The sequence below is a fragment of the Microvirga sp. 2YAF29 genome (assembly GCF_052114605.1).
GTDB lineage: Bacteria > Pseudomonadota > Alphaproteobacteria > Rhizobiales > Beijerinckiaceae > Microvirga.
In genome coordinates this window covers 1-20,337 of the sequence record NZ_JBFRFB010000006.1, presented here as the reverse complement: position 1 = coordinate 20,337, position 20,337 = coordinate 1, and the positions used below count along the sequence as shown (strand labels likewise).

Below are 20,337 nucleotides of genomic sequence, written 5' to 3'. Positions count from 1 at the left end.
TTTAGTGATCATCTGGAGCTTGAAGATGCCTGCAGTCTTGCTGAGAATGTATCGATCACCTACACGTAAGTAAATAGGGACCTCAGTGTCGGAAAGGACTGGAACATGCTGGAAAATCAAGGTTGGACGCTGGCGCGTCGCCCCATGGGAGAACCCAGTGTCGAGGATTTCAGTTTGCAGTCTGTTCCTCTCAAATCGCGAGTCGTGGAAGGTGAGGTTCTTGTCAGAAATCTTCTCCTCTCGCTGGACCCTTATATGAGATGGCGCATGAATGATGCGAAGTCGTATGCGCGTCCCGTCGAGATCGGGCAGGTCATGGTCGGAGCGACCGTCAGCGAGGTGCTGGTCTCCGAGCATCCTGGGTTCAAGCCGGGTGACACAGTCTTAGGTGGTGGGGGCTGGCAGGAGTACTCCATCCTTAAGGGCGAGACCTTGCAAAAGCTGACGGGCAATGTCCCGCCATCAACCGCTCTAGGAGTGCTCGGAAGCCCAGGATTCACGGCTTATGCTGGTCTCATGAAGATCGGGATGCCTAAGCCTGGCGAGACAGTTGTCGTCGGCGCGGCAACAGGGCCGGTCGGTTCCATGGTAGGGCAACTCGCGAAACTCGCGGGCTGCCGCACGGTCGCGATCGCCGGCGGCCCGGAGAAGTGCGCGTTGGCAAAGGAAATGTTCGGCTTCGACGCTGCAATTGATCATCGGGCGTCTCATCTGGGAGAACGTCTTGCCGAAGCCTGTCCGAGGGGCATTGATGTCTACTTTGAAAATATCGGCGGAAGGACCTTGGACGCCGTCTTACCTTTACTCAATGACTTCGCGCGAGTGCCCGTCTGCGGCTTGGTATCTCAATATAATGACGACGGCCCTTACGAAGGCGAGACGCGTCTTGCCTCTTTAATGCGCGATGTGCTCATCAAGCGGCTGACCATGCGCGGCTTCATCGTCACCGATTTCGCAGAGTATCGCGACGAGTTTCTTGAGATGGCCATGCCGCTTGTCGCGTCCGGCAAAATCACTCACCTTGAGGATATCGTGGATGGGCTCGATGCAGCTCCCGATGCTTTCATCGGTCTGCTGCAGGGAAAAAACAAGGGGAAGCTGATCGTCAGGATTGCATGAGGGACTGGAGTGGCCGATGGCTCTGAAAAACGACGTCGTCGGCCATCCTTGTCCTGATATCCAGCATGAAATCGCAGGCTGCGACGATCTGAGAATCGAGCATTTCCCGGCCATAGACCGTCTGGCATCCGCTCTCCTCAGCTATCCGCAACAGCTTTGTTCTGTCGGGATCCATGATGGCATCCATTACCGTCATCCGGCTCGGCAGACGGTCGACGTTGAGTGGTGAGGCATTGTCGTCAAGCATGCCTACCGAAGAAGCATTCACCAGCACGTCAATGTCCTCCAGCGGAGGGAGCCCAGAGTGTATCCGAATGGCCGGAAATGCTCTGCTGACTTTGCCGATCACTTCGGCGCAGCGCGGCGTCTCCGGATCATGGATGAACAGAACGGCAGGCTCGCAGCGAGCCAGTTCCGCCGCGATGGCCGATCCTGCGCCGCCTGCGCCGAGTAAAAGAACACGCCGGCCGGCTAATGCTACCTTGCGGCGTAAAAGGGCTGCGACGCATCCAGCGCCGTCAAACATTTCGCCGATCCACCGGTCATCCAGTGATCGGCCTATGATGGATACCCCGCCGCTCAGTTGTCCCATGGGCCCAACCCGATGAACATGGGAGAGAGCTCGGCCCTTGTGGGGCACTGTAACGACGATGCCGTCCAGATTTCCAATTCGCAGGACCCGGGGAAAAACATCCGAGAATTCCTCGGGCCTAATGTGGATCGGCAGCAAAATTGCATTCAGGCCGCGCCGTTGGAGTTCGAAGGTGACTGTTTCCGGCGAGCGGGCCTGCTCAATGGGATGGCCGACAATCCCGTAAAGTCGCGTACGACCGTTGACAAAGTCCACGGATCCCGCGCGAGGCGGACGTGCAGCGGCGAAGTTCATCGTGTGGCCTCCAGCATTTTTCCAGGATTCATGATATTGTCGGGATCGACCGCACGCTTGATGAGTTGCATCAGGGAGATGGTCGCGTCCCCGTGTTCCAATCGTAAGTACTTTATCTTTTCCTGCCCAATGCCATGCTCGCCTGTGCATGTGCCATCCATGGAGATCGCCCGCTCGACCATGTTCCCAACGAAGCGCCGCACGGTTTCGATCTCTTCGGGGTTCGTCATGTCGACGAGGGGCTGAACATGGAAATTGCCGTCGCCGACATGGCCGACGATGGGAGCAATCAGGCCAAGTCGCTGAATCTCGGCCTTGGTTTCCTCCACGCATTCAGCCAGTCTCGAAATCGGTACGCAGACATCCGTAGGAATCGGGCGTGCGGAAGGGCGCAACGCCACGCATGCCCAATAAGCATCGTGCCTGGCCTTCCAAAGTGTCGAGCGGTCTTCTTGCTTGGCAGACCAGGTCAGGGGGCCGCCTCCAACCTCCTTTGCAATCTCCTCAAAACGTCGTGACTGCTCCGCCACTCCATCTGGTGTGCCGTGAAATTCAAGCAAGAGAAGTGGCGTCTCGGCCAGAGCAAGTCCGGAATATTGATTGACGGCCTTGACCGTGACTTCGTCAAGCAACTCGACGCGCGCCACAGGAATGGCACTCTGGATCGTTGCAATGACCGCGTCGCAGGCGCTGCCGACCGTGGGAAACGGACAGGCGGCCGCAGCAATGGCTTCGGGTATGGGGGATAGACGAAGCGTCAGTTCCGTCATGACACCGAGCGTGCCTTCCGAGCCAACGAGAAGCCGGGTGAGATCGTAGCCGGCTGAACTCTTCCGAGCTCGACGGGTCGTTCTTACAATATCGCCGTTGGGCATCACGGCAGTGACGGCAATAACATTCTCTCTCATGGTCCCGTATCGAACCGCGTTGGTGCCGGATGCCCGTGTCGCAGCCATGCCGCCGAGCGAAGCATCAGCCCCGGGATCTATTGGAAAGAACAGGCCTGTGTCGCGCAGGTGCTCATTCAACTCATTCCTCGTCACTCCTGCCTGAACAACACAATCCAGATCCTCCGCATTGACGGAGAGGACCTTCTTCATGCGGCTGAGATCGATAGAGACGCCCCCATATGGAGCGTTAACGTGCCCTTCGAAGGAGGAACCCGCCCCGAAGGGGATAACGGGAACCCTCTCGGTGGCGCAGATTCGGACGATCTCCGACACTTCTTCCGTGCTTTCAGGAAAAACGACCGCATCCGGGGGCTGGCCTGTCAGCCAGGTCAGCTGGCTCGAATGCTGCTGGCGGACCGCTGGATTGGTGCTCACTCTCTCGCCGAAACGGTCGGCGAGGCCAATCAGCACGCGACTGATGTCGCGATCAGGCGTCGCGATCGTGCCATTCCCCTCAATTCCCATTTCATCTCCTCCTGCCCCAAATAATATTCCATCTTGACCTACATGCAAGTCAGGATTAGCGTTCCTGGCAAAAATCACAGGAGGGACGTTATGAGAGATGCGGATTTCCAGGTCGCTATCGGCGACAAGGTCAGTTTTTCGAAGACGGTGAGTGAAAGCGACGTCTATCTATTCGCCGGCATCACCGGAGATCTTTCCGACGTTCACTGTAACGAAGAGTTCATGAAAAAATCGGCTTTCGGACGGCGGATTGCTCATGGCGTGCTGTCCATGGGATTCATGTCTACTGCTTCGACAGTGATGTACACGCCGCATGTCGAGAAATATGCCGATCTCACGCCTGTGTCTCAAGGGTATGACCGTGTCCGCTTCATTGGACCAGTGTTCTTCGGTGATACAGTGACAGTCACCTACACGATTGCCAAAATCGACTCCGATAAGAACCGGGCCTTTGCCGATGTCGCTGTCATCAATCAGCATGGCGAAGTAGTCGCCTCGGCAACGCATATCATGCGTTGGGTCCCGGTTCGGTCCCGAGAACCAGAAATCGTTTAGGCAAAATTGACCGCTCCTCATCGCACCGGTGAGAGCGGCGTTCTCCCCGGTCTGCGATATGTCAACGAGAAGTTGGCGTTTCGGATGGCACTTTTCAGTAAGGTCGTGATGTACGAATTCTCAGGAAAAACAGCGGTCGTGACTGGCGCGGCCCACGGGATCGGTAAGGCTATCGCTCAGCGGTTGATCGACGAAGGATGTGCTGTTGCGCTCTGGGATCATGACAAGTCGAGCCTTGATGCGACCGTCGAGGAGTTGCGGAAGGCAGGCGCGCGTGCGTCGGCGCATCATGTCGATGTTTCTGATCTCGCCGCTGTAAAAGATGTCTTCCAGGACACGACAAATGCGCTCGGCGGAGTCCCGGATATTTTTGTCAACAATGCGGGAATCGGGCAGGTGGCTTCCATTCTGGATGCAGCGCCGCAAGACTTCGACCGTACGATACAAGTCAATGTCCGGGGCGTATTCAATTGCTGTCATACAGTCGTTCCTGGGATGGTCGAGCGTAACAGCGGAGTGATCATCAATGTCGCTTCATGGTTCGGAAAATCGGGCCGTCCAATGTCACTGGCTTACTGCGCTTCAAAATTTGCACTTATCGGTATGACGCAATCAATGGCACTCGACCTGGCGAAGCATGGCATTCGGGTGAATGCGGTGTGCCCTGGGACAATCACAAATACACGTATGCGTGATGAGGCGGACGCTGCGGCGGTCGCGAACGGACTGCCTCCAGCGTCTGAGCGGGTTCACCTGATCCCGCTAGGGCGGTTGGGGCAGCCCGAGGATATTGCGAAGGCAGTTGCATTCCTGGTGTCCGATGAGGCGAGCTACATGACCGGGCAGTCGATCAACGTCACTGGCGGACTTTGGATGAACTAGTGCGAATGGGGGAGAAGCAAGCGGGCGCAAACGGCTTGACAGGTTAATCGAAACGATACTTACTCATAGGTAAGTAAGCAAAAAACTCGAATGCCTCGAGAAGTAGGCCGAGGGAGGAACAAGTTGTTTGAATTGGCGGAATATCTCCTGCGTGGATCTCTGCTGGGCGTTACTTATGGGCTTCTCGCTTTTCCCGTGAGTTTGCTCTTTGTAACGACTGGTTCGGTGGACGTTGCGCTTGGCGCCTATGCGGTTTTGGCTGCTGCGATCATGTATACGGTGGGCGGGCCGGCGGGTGCGATCCTTGCTATTGGCGCGGCTATCCTCGCCTCGACCGTTGTCGGTCTCATCTCGATGCGTCTCAATCGTCCTGGCGCGGTCGACCACGTGATCGCAGTGCTCGGTACGTTCGGCCTTGCGACTTTCCTGGAATCATTAATTCTGACGATATTCGGCACAAGCCCAATGATCAGGCAGCCGTTCACCGCGTTCTGGAATTTTGGTGACATTCGGATCAGCCCTCAAATGGGCATCAATCTTGCCGTCTGTCTCGTCATCCTCTCCGTTCTATTCATCGTCCTTCAGCGCACGCCATTTGGTCGCGCCATGCGTGCCAGCGCAGTCAATCCGGTCGGTGCGGCTCTGAATGGTATCCCGGTCAGACTAATCTGGTTCTCGACCTATGTGCTGGGTGGATTGCTGGCTGGGGTCGCCGGCGTTCTCATTCTCTTCTCGACAGGTGCCGATTACAGCACTGCATTTACGCTGACCATCTGGGGATTCGGCTCTGCGATCATCTTCGGAATGCATAGTCCGCTGCGTGGTTTCGCGGGTGGGCTGATCATCGGCGTGGTTCAGGCTCTCAGCTCCGGCTATTTGCCGGGAGGTTGGGCAACGGCCGCGCCGCTGATTTTCATCTTCGTAATCCTTTCCATGGGACGCATGAACCAGATCGCTGCCACGGGAGGGCGGGTTTGATGCAAGGCTCAAGGTTCAAGCTGCTTTTGCCAGCTCTCTCGGTCATTTTGGTGATTGCGTTCATATCGCCGTTTATCGTCTCCAGCCCCTTCTGGCTCGACAACTCCGTCCTCGTCGCGATCTTCTCGCTCATGGCGCTCTCAATGGGCATGGCTTACGGGCAGGCAGGAATTCTCTCCATCGCACCCGCCGCCTTCGCGTCGATTGGCGCGTTCGCCACGAGCGTCGTCACCACGCGCTATGGCCTTTCGCCTCTGATCGGGCTTGGTCTTGCGCTGGTGCTGCCGATGCTCCTTGCCTATCCAATGGCAAGAGCTATTACCCGACTCTCGCCGTTGCCGCTGTCGATTGCGACCTTGCTGCTAAGCCTGGTTCTGGAACTCGCCATACGTGAAGGAGGAGAGTTCACCGGAGGCTATATCGGCCTCTCGGGAATTCCCACACTTTGGTTCGCGCCCAATCTGGTCTCGATGCATATCCTAGGATGGCTGCTCGTTGCGCTCGTCCTTGTCCTCTACGTCAATCTGACGAACTCCGCCATCGGTCGCGCCGTGAGAACGGCAAGGCACGATCCGCTGAGGGCAACGGCGGACGGAGTGCAGGTGCCTTCGCTGTTGGCGGTATACTTTGCGCTTTCGGCATCGGTGGCCGGGCTCGCTGGATGGCTCTATGCCCATCACCTCACCTATATGGGGCCCGACTCTCTGACGATGCATGTCTCGATCAAGATCATGCTCATGGCTGTCATCGGGGGCGCTTCGACCTTCCTCGGGCCTATTCTCGGCGCGGCCTTTCTTACTCTGATCACCCTGTATCTGCCTGCGGCAGAAACTCAGGGCATGATTTTCGGTGCCGTCCTGATCCTCGTTTTGCTTGTTGCGCCGAACGGCGTGCTCGGAACTGACTGGCGGAGAATCCTTCATGGAAGGAAACGCAAATCGGACGTCGCGCGAGTGCAGCCGGCTGTGGGTGGAGGTGCGGCATGACGATCGAAGTCAAGGATGTCACAGTTCGTTTCGGCGGCGTCACAGCTCTCAAGGACGCGTCACTTACTCTTGAGCGGGGCAAGATCCTTGCCGTCGTCGGGCCAAATGGCTCAGGCAAAAGCACCCTGTTCAATGCGATCACGGGGATGGCGAAGCCGTCAGCTGGCACGGTAGTCGTCGACGAAAAGAGAATCGATGACCTGCCTGCTTACAAGCGAATTGCATGGGGAGTGGCGCGGACATTCCAGACGCCGCGTTTCGACCCCAAGGTAACGGTTGAAGAAGCCGTAATGTGCGGGTTCTTCCGGCTGCGCCGCACTTCCATCCTGGCCTCGTTGCTTCGCACGCCCAGTGCGTCTGCTGAGGAAAGGCGCTTTCGGAGCCGCTGTGACGAAATCCTCGACGACCTCAAGCTATCGGAGTTCCGCTCACAGCAAATGAGCGAACTTCCGATGGGACGGGTGCGTCTCGTGGAGGTGGCCCGCGCCGTTGCGAACGAGCCCAAATATATCCTCCTCGATGAACCGGCTGCTGGTCTCGCCGTCGATGAGCAACGCATGCTCAGCCATGAGGTGCGCCGTCTCGCAGAGCGCGGCGTTGGCGTTCTCCTTGTCGAGCACAACTTCAACCTCATCCGTGAACTGGCGGAGCATGTTGTGGTGCTGAAGGAGGGATCTACCCTGCTCGAGGGTACTCCAACTGACATAGCGAAAAACCAGGCCTTCATCGACACGTATCTCGGGAGCACCGGGCGATGACCATCATAGACAAAGCTTCCGAATTTAGCCGACACCAGAACACGGTGGTGATGTCCTGTCGGGACATTGTGGCGCGCTATAGTCGCATTACCGTCGTATCAGGATTGAACTTCTCCTTACGCTCCGGGGAAATGCTCGCAATCCTCGGGCCAAACGGTGCCGGGAAGAGCAGCATGCTCGGTTCGATCGCCGGCACCGTCAGCGGGAGTGGTGAGGTCAGGGTAAAGAACCAGGATGTGGGACGGATGAATGCACATCTCCGCGCTCGCAACGGTATCGCCTTCGTTCCGGAAAGGCGCGGTAACATTTTCTCTACGATGTCCGTCAAGGAGAACATCGATATCGGGCTGCGCCTTCTCCCTCCCGAGGAACGTGAAGCGCAGCGCGATTTCATCAACGATCTGTTTCCTATCCTGAAGAAGCGAGAGACGGCCATGGCAGGCGTTCTCAGCGGAGGGGAGCAGCAGATGCTGGCAATCGGCCTCGCTCTTGGACGTCGGCCCGACGTCCTGATCCTTGACGAGCCGAGTCAAGGCTTGGCTCCTGCAGTGTTTGATATTCTCGAAAGAGCTTTTGCCGTGCTCAAGGAGAGGGGCTTGGCTTTGCTCCTCGCCGAACAGAATGTTCCCTTCGCCGCGCGTATCGCAGACCGATACGTGATCCTGTCGCAGGGAGAGATCATTCGCAGCGGCGGCAAGGAAGATCTCGCGAACCCGAAAGAGCTTGCAGACGCTTTTCTGGGCAAGGTGAGCAACTAACGTCGTCTAAGCAGGGAACTCGGAAAGGATCAAGTCATGAAGAAGTTCATGTTGGGGCTGCTGTCTGGAATTGCCGCTAGCGGCTTTCTCATAGCAGCGGCATCTGCACAAGAAACGGTGAAGATTGGCGGTATCTACAGCCTGAGCGGCCCGGCTGCACCGTTCGGTGTGCCGGAGCGAGACATCGTAGAGGCGCTCGTTGCAAAAGCAAATAAAGAGGGCGGCTTGAACGGAAAGAAGGTCGAGGTGATCTTCTGCGACGATCAAACCAATCCGACAGAAGCCGCGCGCTGCGCCACCAAGCTCATCCGTCAAGATAGGGTGGTGGCGATCACTGGTTCGACGATTGGCACGGGAACATTGGCATTGATGCCGATTGCCGCCTCCAACGAAGTGCCTGTGCTTGCGCCGGTTGGCACCATTACCGTGACCTCCAAGGACAATAAGTTCTGGCCTTGGGTCTTCCGCACCGCACCTTCCGATACGCTCATCATCTCGGCGATCATGGAGCGCGGCGTCTTTCAGCCGAAGCACAAGCGTGTCGCCATCATGTATCAGGAAGATGCATATGGCGAAGCAGGCATGAAGCAGGCGAAGAAGCTGTCGGAAGAGCGTGATATCGAGATCGTTTCCGCCGTCGGTGCTCCGCTTAACGCCATCGACCTCACGGCGGCAGCAACGAACATCCGCAATTCCAAGCCCGATGTGGTGCTGCTCAAGACATCCGCTCCCGCTCTCGGAGCAGCTTTCGTGCGCGCGGCCAAGCAGGTCGGAATCGAGGCGCCCATCATCGGCACTGGCAGCCTGAACCAGCGGCCTTTCCTTGATGCGTCCGGACCCGCCGGCGAGGGCATTCAGATCGTCTCGATAGGAAACTGGGATGATCCTTCTGAGAGGCAGAAGGAGCTGGGAGAGGTCATCGTAGCAGCCGGCAAGACGCCGAAAGGCTATGCGGAATTGATTGGTTCAACCGGGATCATTGCCGCCTTTGAGGCTGTGCGGCGGGTCCAAGGCGATGTCACAGGTCCGAAGATCCGTGACGCGCTGGAAACGATCTGCGATTTCAAGGATACTTATCTCGACGGAAAGCTCTGCTATTCAAAAGATCAGCATGAAGGAGTTTTCGAGGATACTTTGATCACCGTTGAAATTCGCGACGGCAAATTCAAGACCGTGAAATGAGAATGCAGGGCGGGGCGCATCCGTGCGCTCCGCCAGCTATGATGATGTCAGGTCAGCGCCGTGTATGAAAAGTATTCTGACATTGGACTTCAGGATTGGACACTTGTGAAAACCTTGGACTGGCGCATCGGTCTTACGCCTAATGCGCCATTTCTCATTTTTCATGACGATGACCCAATCTCGTTCTCTGAGATCCGCCAGAAGGCGGGAGATTATGCTTCCAGTCTGAGGCAGGCAGGAATTCGGGCTGGAGACCGAGTGGTCCTCCTGGTCGGCAACCGGCCGGAACACGTGGCTCTCTGGTTCGCCATCAACCTTCTTGGCGCCATTGACGTACCTGTCAACACGGCACTTTCCGGCAAGCCGCTAGAACACACCTTGAACCTTGTGGAAGCGGAGACAGTCATCATTGAGGCTTCGTTGCTGCCTGCCTTGCATGACATGCAGTCAAGCCTTTCTCATGTTCGCAAGGTCTTTACTATCGATGCCGACTCCGATCGCATTGTTTCAAAATTCACCATGGAGATCCTGCCGCTCGTCCAAGGCTCACATGCCGCAACAGCAAGTGAGCTATCACCGACAGCGCGCTACAGCGACGTCATGTCGATTCTGTTTACATCGGGCACAAGCGGGCCTTCGAAGGGCGTCATGCTCACCCATGCGCAAGCCTTTCTGACGGCGCGTCAAACCGTCGAGGGGTTATGGGTTGCGGGTCATGATACCTTTTACTGCGCTCATCCCCTCTTTCATATGTCGCCACGGTTTTGCGTGATCTATGCGTCGCTCTTGACCGGGGCCAAGATCCATCTTGATAGAAAGTTTTCTGCTCCCGAATGGATTGATCGTATCCGGGCCACAGGAGCAACAGTGACGATCGGACATGGGCCCCTGTTGGAGATGATTTTTTCACAGCCGGAGCGTCCTGACGACGCAGATACGAAGTTGGCGCGAGTCGGGACCTCGCCATTTCCCAAGAGCATCGCTTCGGCATTCGAGCGTCGCTTTGGCGTCAAGGGCATCGAGACCTGGGGGATGACCGAGGTCAACATCCCATGCTGGCATCCGAAAGAGGAGCCCTTGAAACCGGGCTCCTGCGGAAAAGTGCGGCATGAATGGTATGATTTCCGCATTGTCGATCCGGATACCGACGAAGAAATGCCTCAAGGGCAGGTCGGCGAATTCGCAATACGCCCGAAACTGCCGGGCATCATCAGCCCGGGCTACTTCGCGAATCCGGACGCAACCGTCCGTGCCTGGCGGAACCTGTGGTTCCATACCGGGGACAGCGGCTACGTGGACGCGGACGGGTGGGTCTACTTCGTCGACCGCCTCGGCGATCGCATCAGGCGCAGAGCCGAGAACATATCGTCATACGAGATCGAGGCCATTGCTAATGCATTCCCCGCGATAGAGGAGAGCGCAGCGATAGGGGTGCCATCCGAGTATGAATCCGATGACGATATCAAGCTGTGCGTAGTGGTGCGGCCAGGATTCTCCTTCTCACCGGAGAACCTGCTTGTCTTTCTCGCATCCAACCTGCCGCATTACATGATTCCCAGATACATCGAGGTTCTCGACGAGATGCCTCGAACGCCTACGAAGAAAACCCGGAAGGTCGATCTGAGAGTTGCCGGGGTGACTAGCCGGACGTGGGACCGTAAGGCGCACGGGATCGATTTGAAAGCTCTGATCGAAAATGCGCGCGCTGCTCCTCAAGAGGCGGATGCCTGAGTGAGGCTGCGAGCATCGATAATAGATCGGGAGAAAAGCCGACGCAGGTCGTCTAAATGCGCGCGGCTTGCTTGCTCTTAGCTGTTTTGCGCCCGTAGGCCTGCTCGATCGTGGAGAGCGTTGCCTCCCACAAATGCGCCAGCCGGTCGAAGCTGCCATGATCTCGGGTGATCGAGCCGGCATAGTGAATGATGTTGACCAGCTGAATGACAATCTGCTCCTGGGGCGCATCTGCTTCCAATTCACCGGACTGGATAGCCGCCCTTACGCCGACACGGACCAGCGTTTCGAACTCAACGGTGCAATCCCGGAGTTTGGCGCGCATTTTGGGCGTAAGAGCATCACTGTCGGTCCTGAGCCTGATAAGAAGGCTCCAAGGCTCGCCGTGGCTGCCAGGCGGGTTATAGGTCTGATAGCGCTGTTTGGCATGCGTACAGACGGACGCGACCTTCTTCCGGAGCGTCGTCGTATTATCCGTCCAGATGTCCCGATAAGACGCAATCGTCCTGTCGGCATAGTCCTCAAGGACTTCCTCGACGAGGCCGTCCTTGCTGCCGAAATGGTAATGTAGATTGGCACGTGTTGTGTTGAGAACCTCTGAAATCTGACGGAAACTGAGGCCCCGATAACCGTGCTTGATAAGAAGTTCCTCGGCAACGAGCTTGATTTGCTCACGCATGGGGGAGATGAAACCATCTATTGGGCATTTGACCGCTTTCACTGGTAGTCAACTCCCCCATATTCTCAGTTTTCGCAAGTTCTTGCAATTAGAGGCCTGTGAATTACGCAGCCGACATGACTGCGCCCTCATTCTGAATTCCGGCAAGCGTCAGGGCCCGTCGAATTCTTTCGATCTCAGAACTGTCGAGCTTTTGCAAAGGCGGACGAACCGCCGCGCTGGGCAGGCGGCCGAGAATGACCTGAGCCTCCTTCATGCGGTTGTGCATATCGACCCCGGGAGCGCCATAGAACGCATGAGTCATCGGGTAAATTCGTGCCGCGACAGCCTTTGCCTTCGCGAGATCGTTGCTTTTTACGGCTTCGAAGAGGGCAACCTGCAGATCGGCTATGGTGCTGCCCGCACCTGATAGGAGGCCGTTGCAACCGGTGACGAGAGAGCTGAGGAGCCAGGCGCTGTGGGTCGACAGAACGTGGAAGGGGCGCTTGTCGGATTGGAGCTCACGTACGGTCAGCTCATGGCGGGCCGGATCGCCACATCCATCTTTAATCGCGCGCACGGTCGGAATTTGCTCGATGAGGCGGGCGAGAACATCGTGCGAGTAGGTCAAGGGCGTGTTGACGGGGAACTGGAAAATGATGAGCGGCAGATCCGTCACCTCGGCGACCCGCTTGTAATGATCGATGATCATGTCGGGACGCGATCCAAGGATGAAAACATTGGACGGAAATACTAGAAGTGCGGATGCGCCCTTTTGATCGGCCATGCGAGCGATTTTCGCGGCCTCAACTCCACTGTCTGTATAGACGCCGTTGATGATCGGTGCGCTGCTGCCGATCTCTTCCAGCGCTACGTCCAAAAGGCGCTCCTGCTCTTCAAATGTGCATGAAGATACCTCTGATGCGTGACCGTTTACGGTGATGCCGGAAATGCCGCGGACAGACGCGACGTCCTTAAGATGCTTTCGAAAGCTCTTCACATCAATCGACAGGTCGTCGTGAAGAGGGAGGAGGCAGGCCGGGATGACGCCGGAACAATCGTAATTCATTCTGGGCATGGATCTCTTCCTATCGTCAGATGCCTTGAAGCGCGATGATCTCGGCAATCGCGGCGCCTGCGCGCGCCTCTCGCGCCTTCTGATATTCCGGTGAATCGTAAAAGCGGCGAATGGTGTCGACGGAGTCGAACTCGACAACTACGTATCGCGCTTCACTTGTATCTCCTTCGATACTGTGCGGCTCGGACCCCCGAACGAGGTAACGGCCACCAAAGAGCTCGATGGCGTGCTTTGCGAGCGGTTTGTAGTGCTCGTATTTGTCGGAGTCGGTGACTTTTATCTTCGCGACGACGATGGCGGCCATGCTGCGTGTCTCCTCCATAACTTTTGTGTTTTCGCGCCTCGACAAAGCTGCAGGCGGGTGTGGCCAGAACACCGAGGCATAGTGCGTGCCAAAGCCTGTAAAAACTTATTGACGTGCAAGTCAGTATAAGTCAAGTTCCGATCATGGAGGACGCCCCAAAATGCCTGATAATAAAATTCGGGTGGAAATCGATGGTCGAGTTGCGACCCTGTTTCTTTCAAATCCCCCTCTGAATGTAGTTACCCTAGATTTGACTCGGCAGTTGGGTGAAGCCCTGGCCGATCTCGCCGCGAACCCCGCCGTCGGAGCATTGGTGTTGACGGGCGAAGGGGATCGGGCTTTCTGCGCAGGCTCCGACATCAAGGAGTTTCCCACGCTCGTTTCCGAGAGAGCAATCGTGTCGCGCAAGCTCGGCCCCGAGAACAAGGTCTACGGGCAGGTCGCCCATTTTCCGAAACCGATCGTCGCCGCCATTGAGCGGCTCGCGCTTGGTGGCGGACTGGAACTGGCCAGCGGCTGCGATCTCGTTGTGGTTTCAGAAGACGCAGTCCTGGGGCTTCCTGAAATCAAACTGGGCGGCTTCCCCGGAAGTGGTGGAACGGTACGGGTTACGCAGCGCATCGGGCTCGGTCGGGCCAAGGAAATGATGCTGTTGGGCGATCCGATCGACGCCCGAACGGCCCTTGATTGGGGACTGGCAAACCGGATCGCTCCAAAAGGCAATGCGCTGACAGTCGCGCGGGAATTGGCTGCCACCCTCGCATCGGGCCCAGCCCAAGCAATGTATGCGTGTAAGGCTGCTCTGGAATATGCTCACGATCTGCCGGAGGAACTGGCGATCAAAAGGACATTGGATCTCAGTGAAGGCCTTTCGCAGACCGGCGATTTCAGCGAAGGCGTTGGAGCCTTCCGTGCCAAGAGACCAGCGAAATTTAACGATCGCCTGAATCCTGCTGCTTTCGAAACTCAAGGCTGAACCAGGCTCTCTTCGACAGCAAAAGACCAATCTATGGCTCCTGTGAGAGCATCTGGAGGAATGTGACGTGATAGATTTTTCCATTCCCGAGGAAACTCAAATGATCCTCGGTACAGTGCGGCGGTTCATCAAGGACGAGCTCGCTCCCCATGAAGCAGAGGTAGAAGAGATCCAGCAGGTCCGGCCGGATCTCGCCAGGAGCCTGCGCTCCAAGGCGAAGGAGCTGGGCCTTTTCGCGATGGGAATGCCGGAGGAGGTCGGTGGCGGCGGTCTCAGTGCCGTTGATATGTGTCTGTGTGAGGAAGAGTTCGGCTTCACGAAGGATGCGCTTGTCAGGCGTGCATTCGGGGCGATCCCTGGGTCTCTCGTCAACTGCGTAGGTGAGCAGCGCGAGAGGTATCTCTATCCAGCGGTTCATGGCGATATCAATGTTGCTCTCGGAATGACCGAGCCGAATGCCGGTTCGGATGCCGCCGGCATCAAGACTACCGCGAGGCGCGACGGCGACGACTATATCATCAGTGGAACGAAGCATTTCATCAGTGATGCAGATGTGGCTGATGCGGTCATCATCACGGCAGTCACTGATCCATCGAAGGGCAGCAAGGGTATCAGTGCCTTTCTGATCGATAAGGGTACACCCGGTTTCACCGTGGGCCGCATCCAATACATGATGGGGCTAAGGGCAACGAACCACTCGGAACTGATTTTCGAGGACGTCCGGCTTCCGAAAAGTCAGATGCTCGGGCCGGAAGGATCCGGTCTCTATCAGGCGTTGTCGACGATCAACAAGGTGCGCCTTGGAATGGTTGGAGGCCGTTCTGTCGGAATGGCGCGGAAGCTGATGCAGATGTGCATCGACTATGCGAACCAGCGCGAACAGTTCGGCCAAAATATCGGTGACTTTCAGATGGTGCAGGCCATGCTCGCCGACATAGCGACCGAAATCTTCGCGGCCCGGATGATGGTCCTGAATGCGGCCTGGGAGACGGACCAGGGAATGGACCCAAGGGAGAAAGTCTCCATGGTGAAATACTACGCTTCTGAGATGCTTGGGCGAGTAGCCGACAAAGCGGTCCAGATATTCGGCGGTATGGGATATTGCCGTGAGATGCCTCTCGAGCAACTCTACCGTGACGCTCGCGTCTACCGGATCTTCGACGGCGCGTCCGATATCCACCGTGTCATCATTGCCCGTAGCCTGCTGAAAAACGGCTACCAGTCGCTTTAAGCCTAATAAATAAAGGGGACCACGATATGCTCGAAAACATGAAGGTCCTGAGCTTCACCCATTTCGTCCAAGGGCCTGCTGCGGCGCAGTATCTTGCGGATATGGGAGCCGACGTCATCAAGGTTGAGCCCCTCAATGGCGCGTTTGAACGCAGCTATGGTGCCGACGATGTCTTCGTTGATGGATTGAGCGCGACATTCTTCTCCGTCAACCGCAATACGCGCTCGATTTCAGTCGACCTTAAAAGCGAGAGAGGGAAGGAAGTCATCTTTTCCTTGATCCAAGAATCTGACGTCCTTTTGGAAAACTATCGCGGCGGCGTGCTCGAGCGGCTCGGCTTTGGTTATGAGGCCGCCAAAGCGGTCAAGCCGAATATCATCTATGCCTCGGCATCAGGCTGGGGATCTTCAGGGCCTATGGCCGAAATGCCGGGCCAGGATCTCCTCATCCAGGCGAGGTGTGGTCTGATCGCGATTACGGGTAATCTCGAGTCGGGGCCGACTGTGCCGGGCGCGCCGATTGTCGACCAGCATGCGGCGGCATTGATGGCGATGGCAATCAATGCCGCATTCATCAAGAAGTTGAAGACAGGGCAAGGCACGAGAATCGAGTCCAACCTTCTGAATGCCGGATTGGACCTGCAGACCGAATCCTTTGCAGGCTACTTCTCCGGGAAGCGCACGAGCGAACGCTTCCGTCGTGATCCCCGGCTGGCCTCGTGGTTTCTTCCTGCTCCCTATGGGGTCTATCAGCTTGCCGACTGTCACGCCGTCATTAGTCTCGGGGGGGAAGTGACCAAGTTCGCGGAGGCGATCGGCAATCCCGATCTCATTGCACTGTCCGCCGACCGAATGGCAAATCGAGACGCGCTCACAAAAATCCTGGGCGAGGAGTTGAAGAGCTGGACCTATGACCGTCTCGACAGGACGCTTGCCCCGCTTTCGATGTGGTATGAAAAAGTTCAGGACTATGATGCCATCCGGAGCGATCCGCAGGTTCTGCATAATCAGTGCATTCAGCAATTCGATGTGGGTGAGGGCGTAGGAACGGTCCTGGCCCATCCCGTGCGCTACGATGGAGCGGTTCCCGAGTTTCGCCGCCTACCCATTGAGATTGGTTGCGACACGCAAGATGTCCTTCAAGCTGCCGGTTGGAGTGCGGAGGCTATCGATTCATTAGCTCGCGAAGGAGTCGTCAATCTTGGCCTGCGCCGCGAAGCAGTCTGAAAGAAGGGCTTCTCATGAATATCGCTCTCAGGGACGTTTCCCTCACTGATCGCTACACTCAAACTTCCGGTACGCTGTTCCTTAGTGGCACTCAGGCCCTAGTGCGCTTGTTGCTGGTTCAAGGGGAGCGTGACCGCAAAGCTGGCTTGAACACAGCCGGCTTCGTCTCCGGATATCGCGGGTCGCCACTCGGCGGGCTCGACATGGAACTCTGGAAGACGCGAGACCTGCTGAAAGGTGCATCCATCGTCTTTCAGCCCGGTGTGAACGAGGACCTGGCTGCGACGTCGGTATGGGGAACGCAGCAGATCGATAGCGTACCAGGCAAAACGGTCGATGGCGTCTACGCCATGTGGTACGGCAAGGGGCCTGGTGTCGACCGCTCCGGTGACCCGTTCAAGCATGGCAATTATGCCGGGACGACAGAGCATGGTGGGGTTCTGGTGGTCTTCGGGGATGACCATCCAGGGAAGTCCTCCACCGTCGCGCATCAGAGTGAGCAGGCGCTGGCCGCCAACCTTGTGCCTGTCCTCTATCCGGCGAATGTTCAGGAAATCATGGAGTACGGAATCCATGGCTGGGCCATGTCCCGCTATTCCGGGCTTTGGGTAGGCCTCAAGACGGTCAACGAGACCGTCGAGACGACGTCGACGGTGAGCATGGCAGAGGATATGCCGCAAATCACCCTGCCTACTTCAGCGGATGCTTCAACGGATATCAGACCCAAGCTCGATTACGGGCCGCAACGTGACGAAATGGTGGTCATTCGCCAACGTTTGCCGCGGATCCACGAGTATGCCCGCTCGAATAAGCTCGATGTCCGCAAACTCGGGCGCGCTGGCGCCAAACTCGGGATCGTCAGCGCAGGCAAAGCCTATGCCGACCTGATGGATGCCCTCGGCCTGTTGGGGCTCGACGAGGAGCGAGCTGTCGAACGAGGGCTTGCGGTCTTCAAGGTAGGCTTGGTTTGGCCGCTGGAGCCATCCGGAATAAAAGAGTTCGCCGCCGGGTGCCGCGAGCTTTTCTTCGTAGAGGAGAAGCGGCCCTTCCTTGAAGACCAAGCTGCGAAAATCCTGTTCAATGACGAGATGCGACCGCACATCGTCGGAAAGCAGGACCTGGCGGGTAAGGCGCTTCTCCCCTCCGACATCCAGCTCGATTCCATGATGATTGCTGCGGCGATTCTGGCTCGAATGGAAGATCTGGGGCTTGCCGACGACGAGGTGCGGCAGGCTTACGCGAAGGCGCACCCTACGGGCAGTCCTGCGCCGGATGCGAGCCAGCCCCGCCGTGTGCCATATTTTTGCTCTGGCTGCCCTCATAACACGTCGACCAAGGTTCCCGCTGGTTCTCTCGCTATGTCGGGCATCGGCTGCCACTCGATGGCCATGTGGATGAACCGCGATACGCTCAAACCGGTCCAGATGGGCGGTGAGGGAGCAAATTGGATCGGGCTGTCACATTTCACGGATACAAAGCACATCTTCCAGAATCTGGGAGATGGAACCTACTCGCATTCCGGTCTTCTCGCTATCCGAGCCGCAATCCTTTCGGATGTGAACATAACCTATAAGATCCTCGCCAACGACGCTGTCGCGATGACTGGCGGGCAACCTGTCGAAGGGGCGCTCTCTACTGAGATGATCGTGAGGCAGGTTCTGGCTGAAGGAGCTGCAAAGGTGGTGGTCGTTACAGACGACCTCGACCGCACCGCGATCGCGATTCCAGGTGTCGATGTGGTCGCGCGTGGTGAACTGATCCGGGTGCAGAAGGAACTCAGTCAAACGCCTGGCACAACAGTTCTTGTCTATGAACAAGTTTGCGCGGCCGAGAAGCGACGGAGGCGCAAGCGCAACCTCATGCCTGATCCGTCCGTTCGCATTTTCATCAATGAGGATGTGTGCGAGGGCTGCGGCGATTGCTCTGTTCAGTCCAACTGTGTCAGCATTCTTCCAGTAGAGACCGAGCTCGGTCGCAAGCGAAGGATCGAGCAATCGTCCTGTAATAAGGACATGTCCTGCGTCGAAGGCTTTTGTCCTTCCTTCGTGACCGTGGAGGGTGGGCGGCTTCGAAAGCAGTCCGGCGCGGTTGACCGGGAGAGCCTTGCGGGCTTGCCTGAGGTCGCCGCCGCTGACTTCGAGAATTGCAATGTGCTGATTACGGGAGTTGGCGGAACTGGCGTCGTGACGATTGGCAGCGTCCTTGCCATGGCTGCAAATCTGGTCGGCAAGGGAGCCAATAGCTATAATATGACCGGTCTTGCCCAAAAGGGCGGGGCAGTCTTCAGTCACCTTCGGCTCTCGTCTAGTCCTGACAACCTCAAAGGCTCGCAAATAGGCCCGGGAAGCGCAGATCTGGTCCTTGGATGCGACCTCGTCACCGCTGCGAGCCCAGACGGTATAAAGGCATGCTCGACGGCGCGCACGAGGGTGATCCTCGGTGCCAATCCAGCGCCAACGGCCGCCTTCCAATCGAACCGAGATTTCAGGCTTGATGAGGATCGTCTTGTTTCGGTCGTCAGGGCAGCCGCAGCCGAAGCTATCGTGCTCGATGTGGAAGACATCGCTCATCGATTGCTCGGAGATAAGATTGGCGCGAACATGATGATAGTGGGCTTCGCCTATCAGAAGGGTTGGCTCCCGCTGCCGCTTCATGCGTTGAGAAAAGCGATAGAGCTCAACGGCGCAGCGGTTGCATTCAATCTCGATGCCTTCGATCTCGGCCGTCTGTGTGCCGTGTCGCCAGAGCTTGTCTCAGCTGGCGAGAAAAGGCCGCGCAGGTTGGATACTCTCGACGAGATCGTCGAGCATCGCATCGGACATCTGACCTGCTATCAGAATGAAAAATGGGCAAGCCGCTATGCTCATTGGATCGAGCGGGTGCGAAAGGCAGAACATGGTATCGCACCAGGCTCCGACGACCTCGCGAAAGCGGTTGCCTTGAATCTCGCGAAACTGATGTCTTACAAAGACGAATACGAGGTCGCCCGGCTTTATGCCGAGAGTGCATGGAAGGCGCGCTTGAACCGCACTTTCGAGGAACATGAGCGGCTTTCTCTCTGGCTCGCTCCTCCGCTGTTGAGCCGAAAGGATGAGACGACCGGGCGCCCTAAGAAGATGCGTTTCGGGCCCTGGATTTTCCCGGTTCTGAATGCCCTCTCGAAATTCCGAAGCTTGCGCGGGACTCCTCTCGATCCATTTGGCTGGACGCATGAACGCCGGCAGGAGCGTGATCTCATCAGCAACTACGAGCGTGATCTGGCTCTTGTGCTCAGCAATCTGACACAGACGAATCTTGCAACGGCGATCAAGATCGCATCCCTACCTGATGCCATCCGAGGCTTCGGTCCCGTCAAGCAGGCCGCTATCGAACAGGCGGAGGCACGCAGAAACGCATTGCTGCAAGAATTCGCGGCTCCTCGAGCTGAGGCGGCTTAAACACCATTCCTCGTTAGGGGTTCTCAATATGAAGCTTCTTGTGTGCGTGAAGCGAGTTGTTGACTACAACGTGAAGATCCGGGTTCGTGCGGACGGGTCTGGCGTCGAGCTTGCGAACGTGAAGATGTCGATGAACCCGTTTGACGAGATCGCCGTCGAGGAGGCCGTGCGCCTGAA

At 57.1% G+C, this 20,337-nt stretch carries 18 protein-coding genes and 1 pseudogene; 14 read left to right on the top strand and 5 right to left on the bottom strand.

From position 1 onward, the window contains the following. Positions 1-105 precede the first annotated feature (105 nt). Positions 106-1,119: an NADP-dependent oxidoreductase gene (locus AB4Y85_RS09690; protein ID WP_441984683.1), complete on the top strand. Its 1,014-nt coding sequence runs from the start codon at positions 106-108 to the stop codon at positions 1,117-1,119. On the opposite strand, the gene AB4Y85_RS09685 is transcribed toward AB4Y85_RS09690, so the two are convergent. After that, positions 1,106-2,005 carry a shikimate dehydrogenase family protein gene (locus AB4Y85_RS09685; RefSeq protein ID WP_441984682.1) on the bottom strand — a complete coding sequence of 300 codons (900 nt, stop codon included), beginning with the start codon at positions 2,003-2,005 and terminating at the stop codon, positions 1,106-1,108. The genes AB4Y85_RS09690 and AB4Y85_RS09685 overlap by 14 nt on opposite strands. Beyond that, positions 2,002-3,420 carry an FAD-binding oxidoreductase gene (locus AB4Y85_RS09680; protein ID WP_441984681.1) on the bottom strand — a complete coding sequence of 473 codons (1,419 nt, stop codon included), beginning with the start codon at positions 3,418-3,420 and terminating at the stop codon, positions 2,002-2,004. The genes AB4Y85_RS09685 and AB4Y85_RS09680 overlap by 4 nt, the downstream gene beginning before the upstream one ends. Before the next feature lie 90 nt (positions 3,421-3,510). On the opposite strand from AB4Y85_RS09680, the gene AB4Y85_RS09675 reads away from it, so the two are divergent. From AB4Y85_RS09675 to AB4Y85_RS09640, 8 genes are all read left to right on the top strand, one after another. Next, on the top strand, positions 3,511-3,975 hold the full coding sequence (locus AB4Y85_RS09675) for a MaoC family dehydratase (protein ID WP_441984680.1): 465 nt from the start codon (positions 3,511-3,513) through the stop codon (positions 3,973-3,975). Positions 3,976-4,059: 84 nt separating this feature from the next. Further along, positions 4,060-4,857 (top strand): SDR family NAD(P)-dependent oxidoreductase, encoded by a 798-nt coding sequence (locus AB4Y85_RS09670; RefSeq protein WP_441984679.1) that lies wholly within the window; start codon positions 4,060-4,062, stop codon positions 4,855-4,857. Between the two features lie 123 nt (positions 4,858-4,980). After that, positions 4,981-5,835, top strand: a complete 855-nt coding sequence (locus AB4Y85_RS09665; protein WP_441984678.1) for a branched-chain amino acid ABC transporter permease — start codon at positions 4,981-4,983, stop codon at positions 5,833-5,835. After that, positions 5,835-6,821 carry a branched-chain amino acid ABC transporter permease gene (locus AB4Y85_RS09660; protein ID WP_441984677.1) on the top strand — a complete coding sequence of 329 codons (987 nt, stop codon included), beginning with the start codon at positions 5,835-5,837 and terminating at the stop codon, positions 6,819-6,821. The genes AB4Y85_RS09665 and AB4Y85_RS09660 overlap by 1 nt, the downstream gene beginning before the upstream one ends. Continuing rightward, the gene (locus AB4Y85_RS09655; protein WP_441984676.1) at positions 6,818-7,579 is read left to right on the top strand and encodes an ABC transporter ATP-binding protein; all 762 of its coding nucleotides are present in this window, start codon (positions 6,818-6,820) and stop codon (positions 7,577-7,579) included. The genes AB4Y85_RS09660 and AB4Y85_RS09655 overlap by 4 nt, the downstream gene beginning before the upstream one ends. After that, positions 7,576-8,337, top strand: coding sequence for an ABC transporter ATP-binding protein (locus AB4Y85_RS09650; RefSeq protein WP_441984675.1), 762 nt, complete (start codon positions 7,576-7,578; stop codon positions 8,335-8,337). Before AB4Y85_RS09655 ends, AB4Y85_RS09650 begins: the two co-directional genes overlap by 4 nt. A gap of 36 nt (positions 8,338-8,373) precedes the next feature. Then, positions 8,374-9,519 carry an ABC transporter substrate-binding protein gene (locus tag AB4Y85_RS09645; RefSeq protein ID WP_441984674.1) on the top strand — a complete coding sequence of 382 codons (1,146 nt, stop codon included), beginning with the start codon at positions 8,374-8,376 and terminating at the stop codon, positions 9,517-9,519. A 105-nt stretch (positions 9,520-9,624) separates the two neighbouring features. Beyond that, positions 9,625-11,250, top strand: a complete 1,626-nt coding sequence (locus tag AB4Y85_RS09640; RefSeq protein ID WP_441984673.1) for an AMP-binding protein — start codon at positions 9,625-9,627, stop codon at positions 11,248-11,250. Between the two features lie 52 nt (positions 11,251-11,302). Here AB4Y85_RS09640 and AB4Y85_RS09635 read toward each other — a convergent pair whose 3' ends face one another. The 3 genes from AB4Y85_RS09635 to AB4Y85_RS09625 form a co-directional block, all read right to left on the bottom strand. Next, positions 11,303-11,929: a TetR/AcrR family transcriptional regulator gene (locus AB4Y85_RS09635; RefSeq protein WP_441984672.1), complete on the bottom strand. Its 627-nt coding sequence runs from the start codon at positions 11,927-11,929 to the stop codon at positions 11,303-11,305. 103 nt (positions 11,930-12,032) lie between these two features. After that, complete coding sequence (locus tag AB4Y85_RS09630) at positions 12,033-12,986, bottom strand: dihydrodipicolinate synthase family protein (RefSeq protein ID WP_441984671.1); 954 nt, start codon at positions 12,984-12,986, stop codon at positions 12,033-12,035. A gap of 16 nt (positions 12,987-13,002) precedes the next feature. Next, positions 13,003-13,290 carry a DUF1330 domain-containing protein gene (locus tag AB4Y85_RS09625; RefSeq protein ID WP_441984670.1) on the bottom strand — a complete coding sequence of 96 codons (288 nt, stop codon included), beginning with the start codon at positions 13,288-13,290 and terminating at the stop codon, positions 13,003-13,005. Between the two features lie 160 nt (positions 13,291-13,450). Between AB4Y85_RS09625 and AB4Y85_RS09620 the strand changes: the two genes are divergently transcribed. The 5 genes and pseudogenes from AB4Y85_RS09620 to AB4Y85_RS09600 form a co-directional block, all read left to right on the top strand. Next, positions 13,451-14,266, top strand: coding sequence for an enoyl-CoA hydratase/isomerase family protein (locus AB4Y85_RS09620; protein ID WP_441984669.1), 816 nt, complete (start codon positions 13,451-13,453; stop codon positions 14,264-14,266). A gap of 100 nt (positions 14,267-14,366) precedes the next feature. Continuing rightward, a complete protein-coding gene (locus tag AB4Y85_RS09615; protein WP_441984668.1) occupies positions 14,367-15,497 on the top strand; it encodes an acyl-CoA dehydrogenase family protein in 1,131 nt (376 codons plus the stop codon). Positions 15,498-15,523: 26 nt separating this feature from the next. Beyond that, positions 15,524-16,723 carry a CaiB/BaiF CoA transferase family protein gene (locus AB4Y85_RS09610; RefSeq protein ID WP_441984667.1) on the top strand — a complete coding sequence of 400 codons (1,200 nt, stop codon included), beginning with the start codon at positions 15,524-15,526 and terminating at the stop codon, positions 16,721-16,723. Positions 16,724-16,737: 14 nt separating this feature from the next. Next, positions 16,738-20,160, top strand: a complete 3,423-nt coding sequence (locus AB4Y85_RS09605; RefSeq protein WP_441984666.1) for an indolepyruvate ferredoxin oxidoreductase family protein — start codon at positions 16,738-16,740, stop codon at positions 20,158-20,160. 28 nt (positions 20,161-20,188) lie between these two features. After that, a pseudogene (locus tag AB4Y85_RS09600) lies at positions 20,189-20,337 on the top strand (electron transfer flavoprotein subunit beta/FixA family protein); the annotation flags it as partial.

Excerpts from the sequence above, each read along its gene's own strand:
- AB4Y85_RS09645 (WP_441984674.1), top strand. The coding sequence starts at position 8,374 with ATGAAGAAGTTCATGTTGGGGCTGCTGTCTGGAATTGCCGCTAGCGGC.
- AB4Y85_RS09650 (WP_441984675.1), top strand. The coding sequence starts at position 7,576 with ATGACCATCATAGACAAAGCTTCCGAATTTAGCCGACACCAGAACACG.
- AB4Y85_RS09635 (WP_441984672.1), bottom strand. The coding sequence starts at position 11,929 with ATGCGTGAGCAAATCAAGCTCGTTGCCGAGGAACTTCTTATCAAGCAC.
- AB4Y85_RS09690 (WP_441984683.1), top strand. The coding sequence starts at position 106 with ATGCTGGAAAATCAAGGTTGGACGCTGGCGCGTCGCCCCATGGGAGAA.
- AB4Y85_RS09610 (WP_441984667.1), top strand. The coding sequence starts at position 15,524 with ATGCTCGAAAACATGAAGGTCCTGAGCTTCACCCATTTCGTCCAAGGG.
- AB4Y85_RS09630 (WP_441984671.1), bottom strand. The coding sequence starts at position 12,986 with ATGCCCAGAATGAATTACGATTGTTCCGGCGTCATCCCGGCCTGCCTC.
- AB4Y85_RS09625 (WP_441984670.1), bottom strand. The coding sequence starts at position 13,290 with ATGGCCGCCATCGTCGTCGCGAAGATAAAAGTCACCGACTCCGACAAA.
- AB4Y85_RS09660 (WP_441984677.1), top strand. The coding sequence starts at position 5,835 with ATGCAAGGCTCAAGGTTCAAGCTGCTTTTGCCAGCTCTCTCGGTCATT.
- AB4Y85_RS09685 (WP_441984682.1), bottom strand. The coding sequence starts at position 2,005 with ATGAACTTCGCCGCTGCACGTCCGCCTCGCGCGGGATCCGTGGACTTT.
- AB4Y85_RS09615 (WP_441984668.1), top strand. The coding sequence starts at position 14,367 with ATGATCCTCGGTACAGTGCGGCGGTTCATCAAGGACGAGCTCGCTCCC.
- AB4Y85_RS09605 (WP_441984666.1), top strand. The coding sequence starts at position 16,738 with ATGAATATCGCTCTCAGGGACGTTTCCCTCACTGATCGCTACACTCAA.
- AB4Y85_RS09620 (WP_441984669.1), top strand. The coding sequence starts at position 13,451 with ATGCCTGATAATAAAATTCGGGTGGAAATCGATGGTCGAGTTGCGACC.
- AB4Y85_RS09675 (WP_441984680.1), top strand. The coding sequence starts at position 3,511 with ATGAGAGATGCGGATTTCCAGGTCGCTATCGGCGACAAGGTCAGTTTT.
- AB4Y85_RS09680 (WP_441984681.1), bottom strand. The coding sequence starts at position 3,420 with ATGGGAATTGAGGGGAATGGCACGATCGCGACGCCTGATCGCGACATC.
- AB4Y85_RS09655 (WP_441984676.1), top strand. The coding sequence starts at position 6,818 with ATGACGATCGAAGTCAAGGATGTCACAGTTCGTTTCGGCGGCGTCACA.
- AB4Y85_RS09670 (WP_441984679.1), top strand. The coding sequence starts at position 4,060 with ATGGCACTTTTCAGTAAGGTCGTGATGTACGAATTCTCAGGAAAAACA.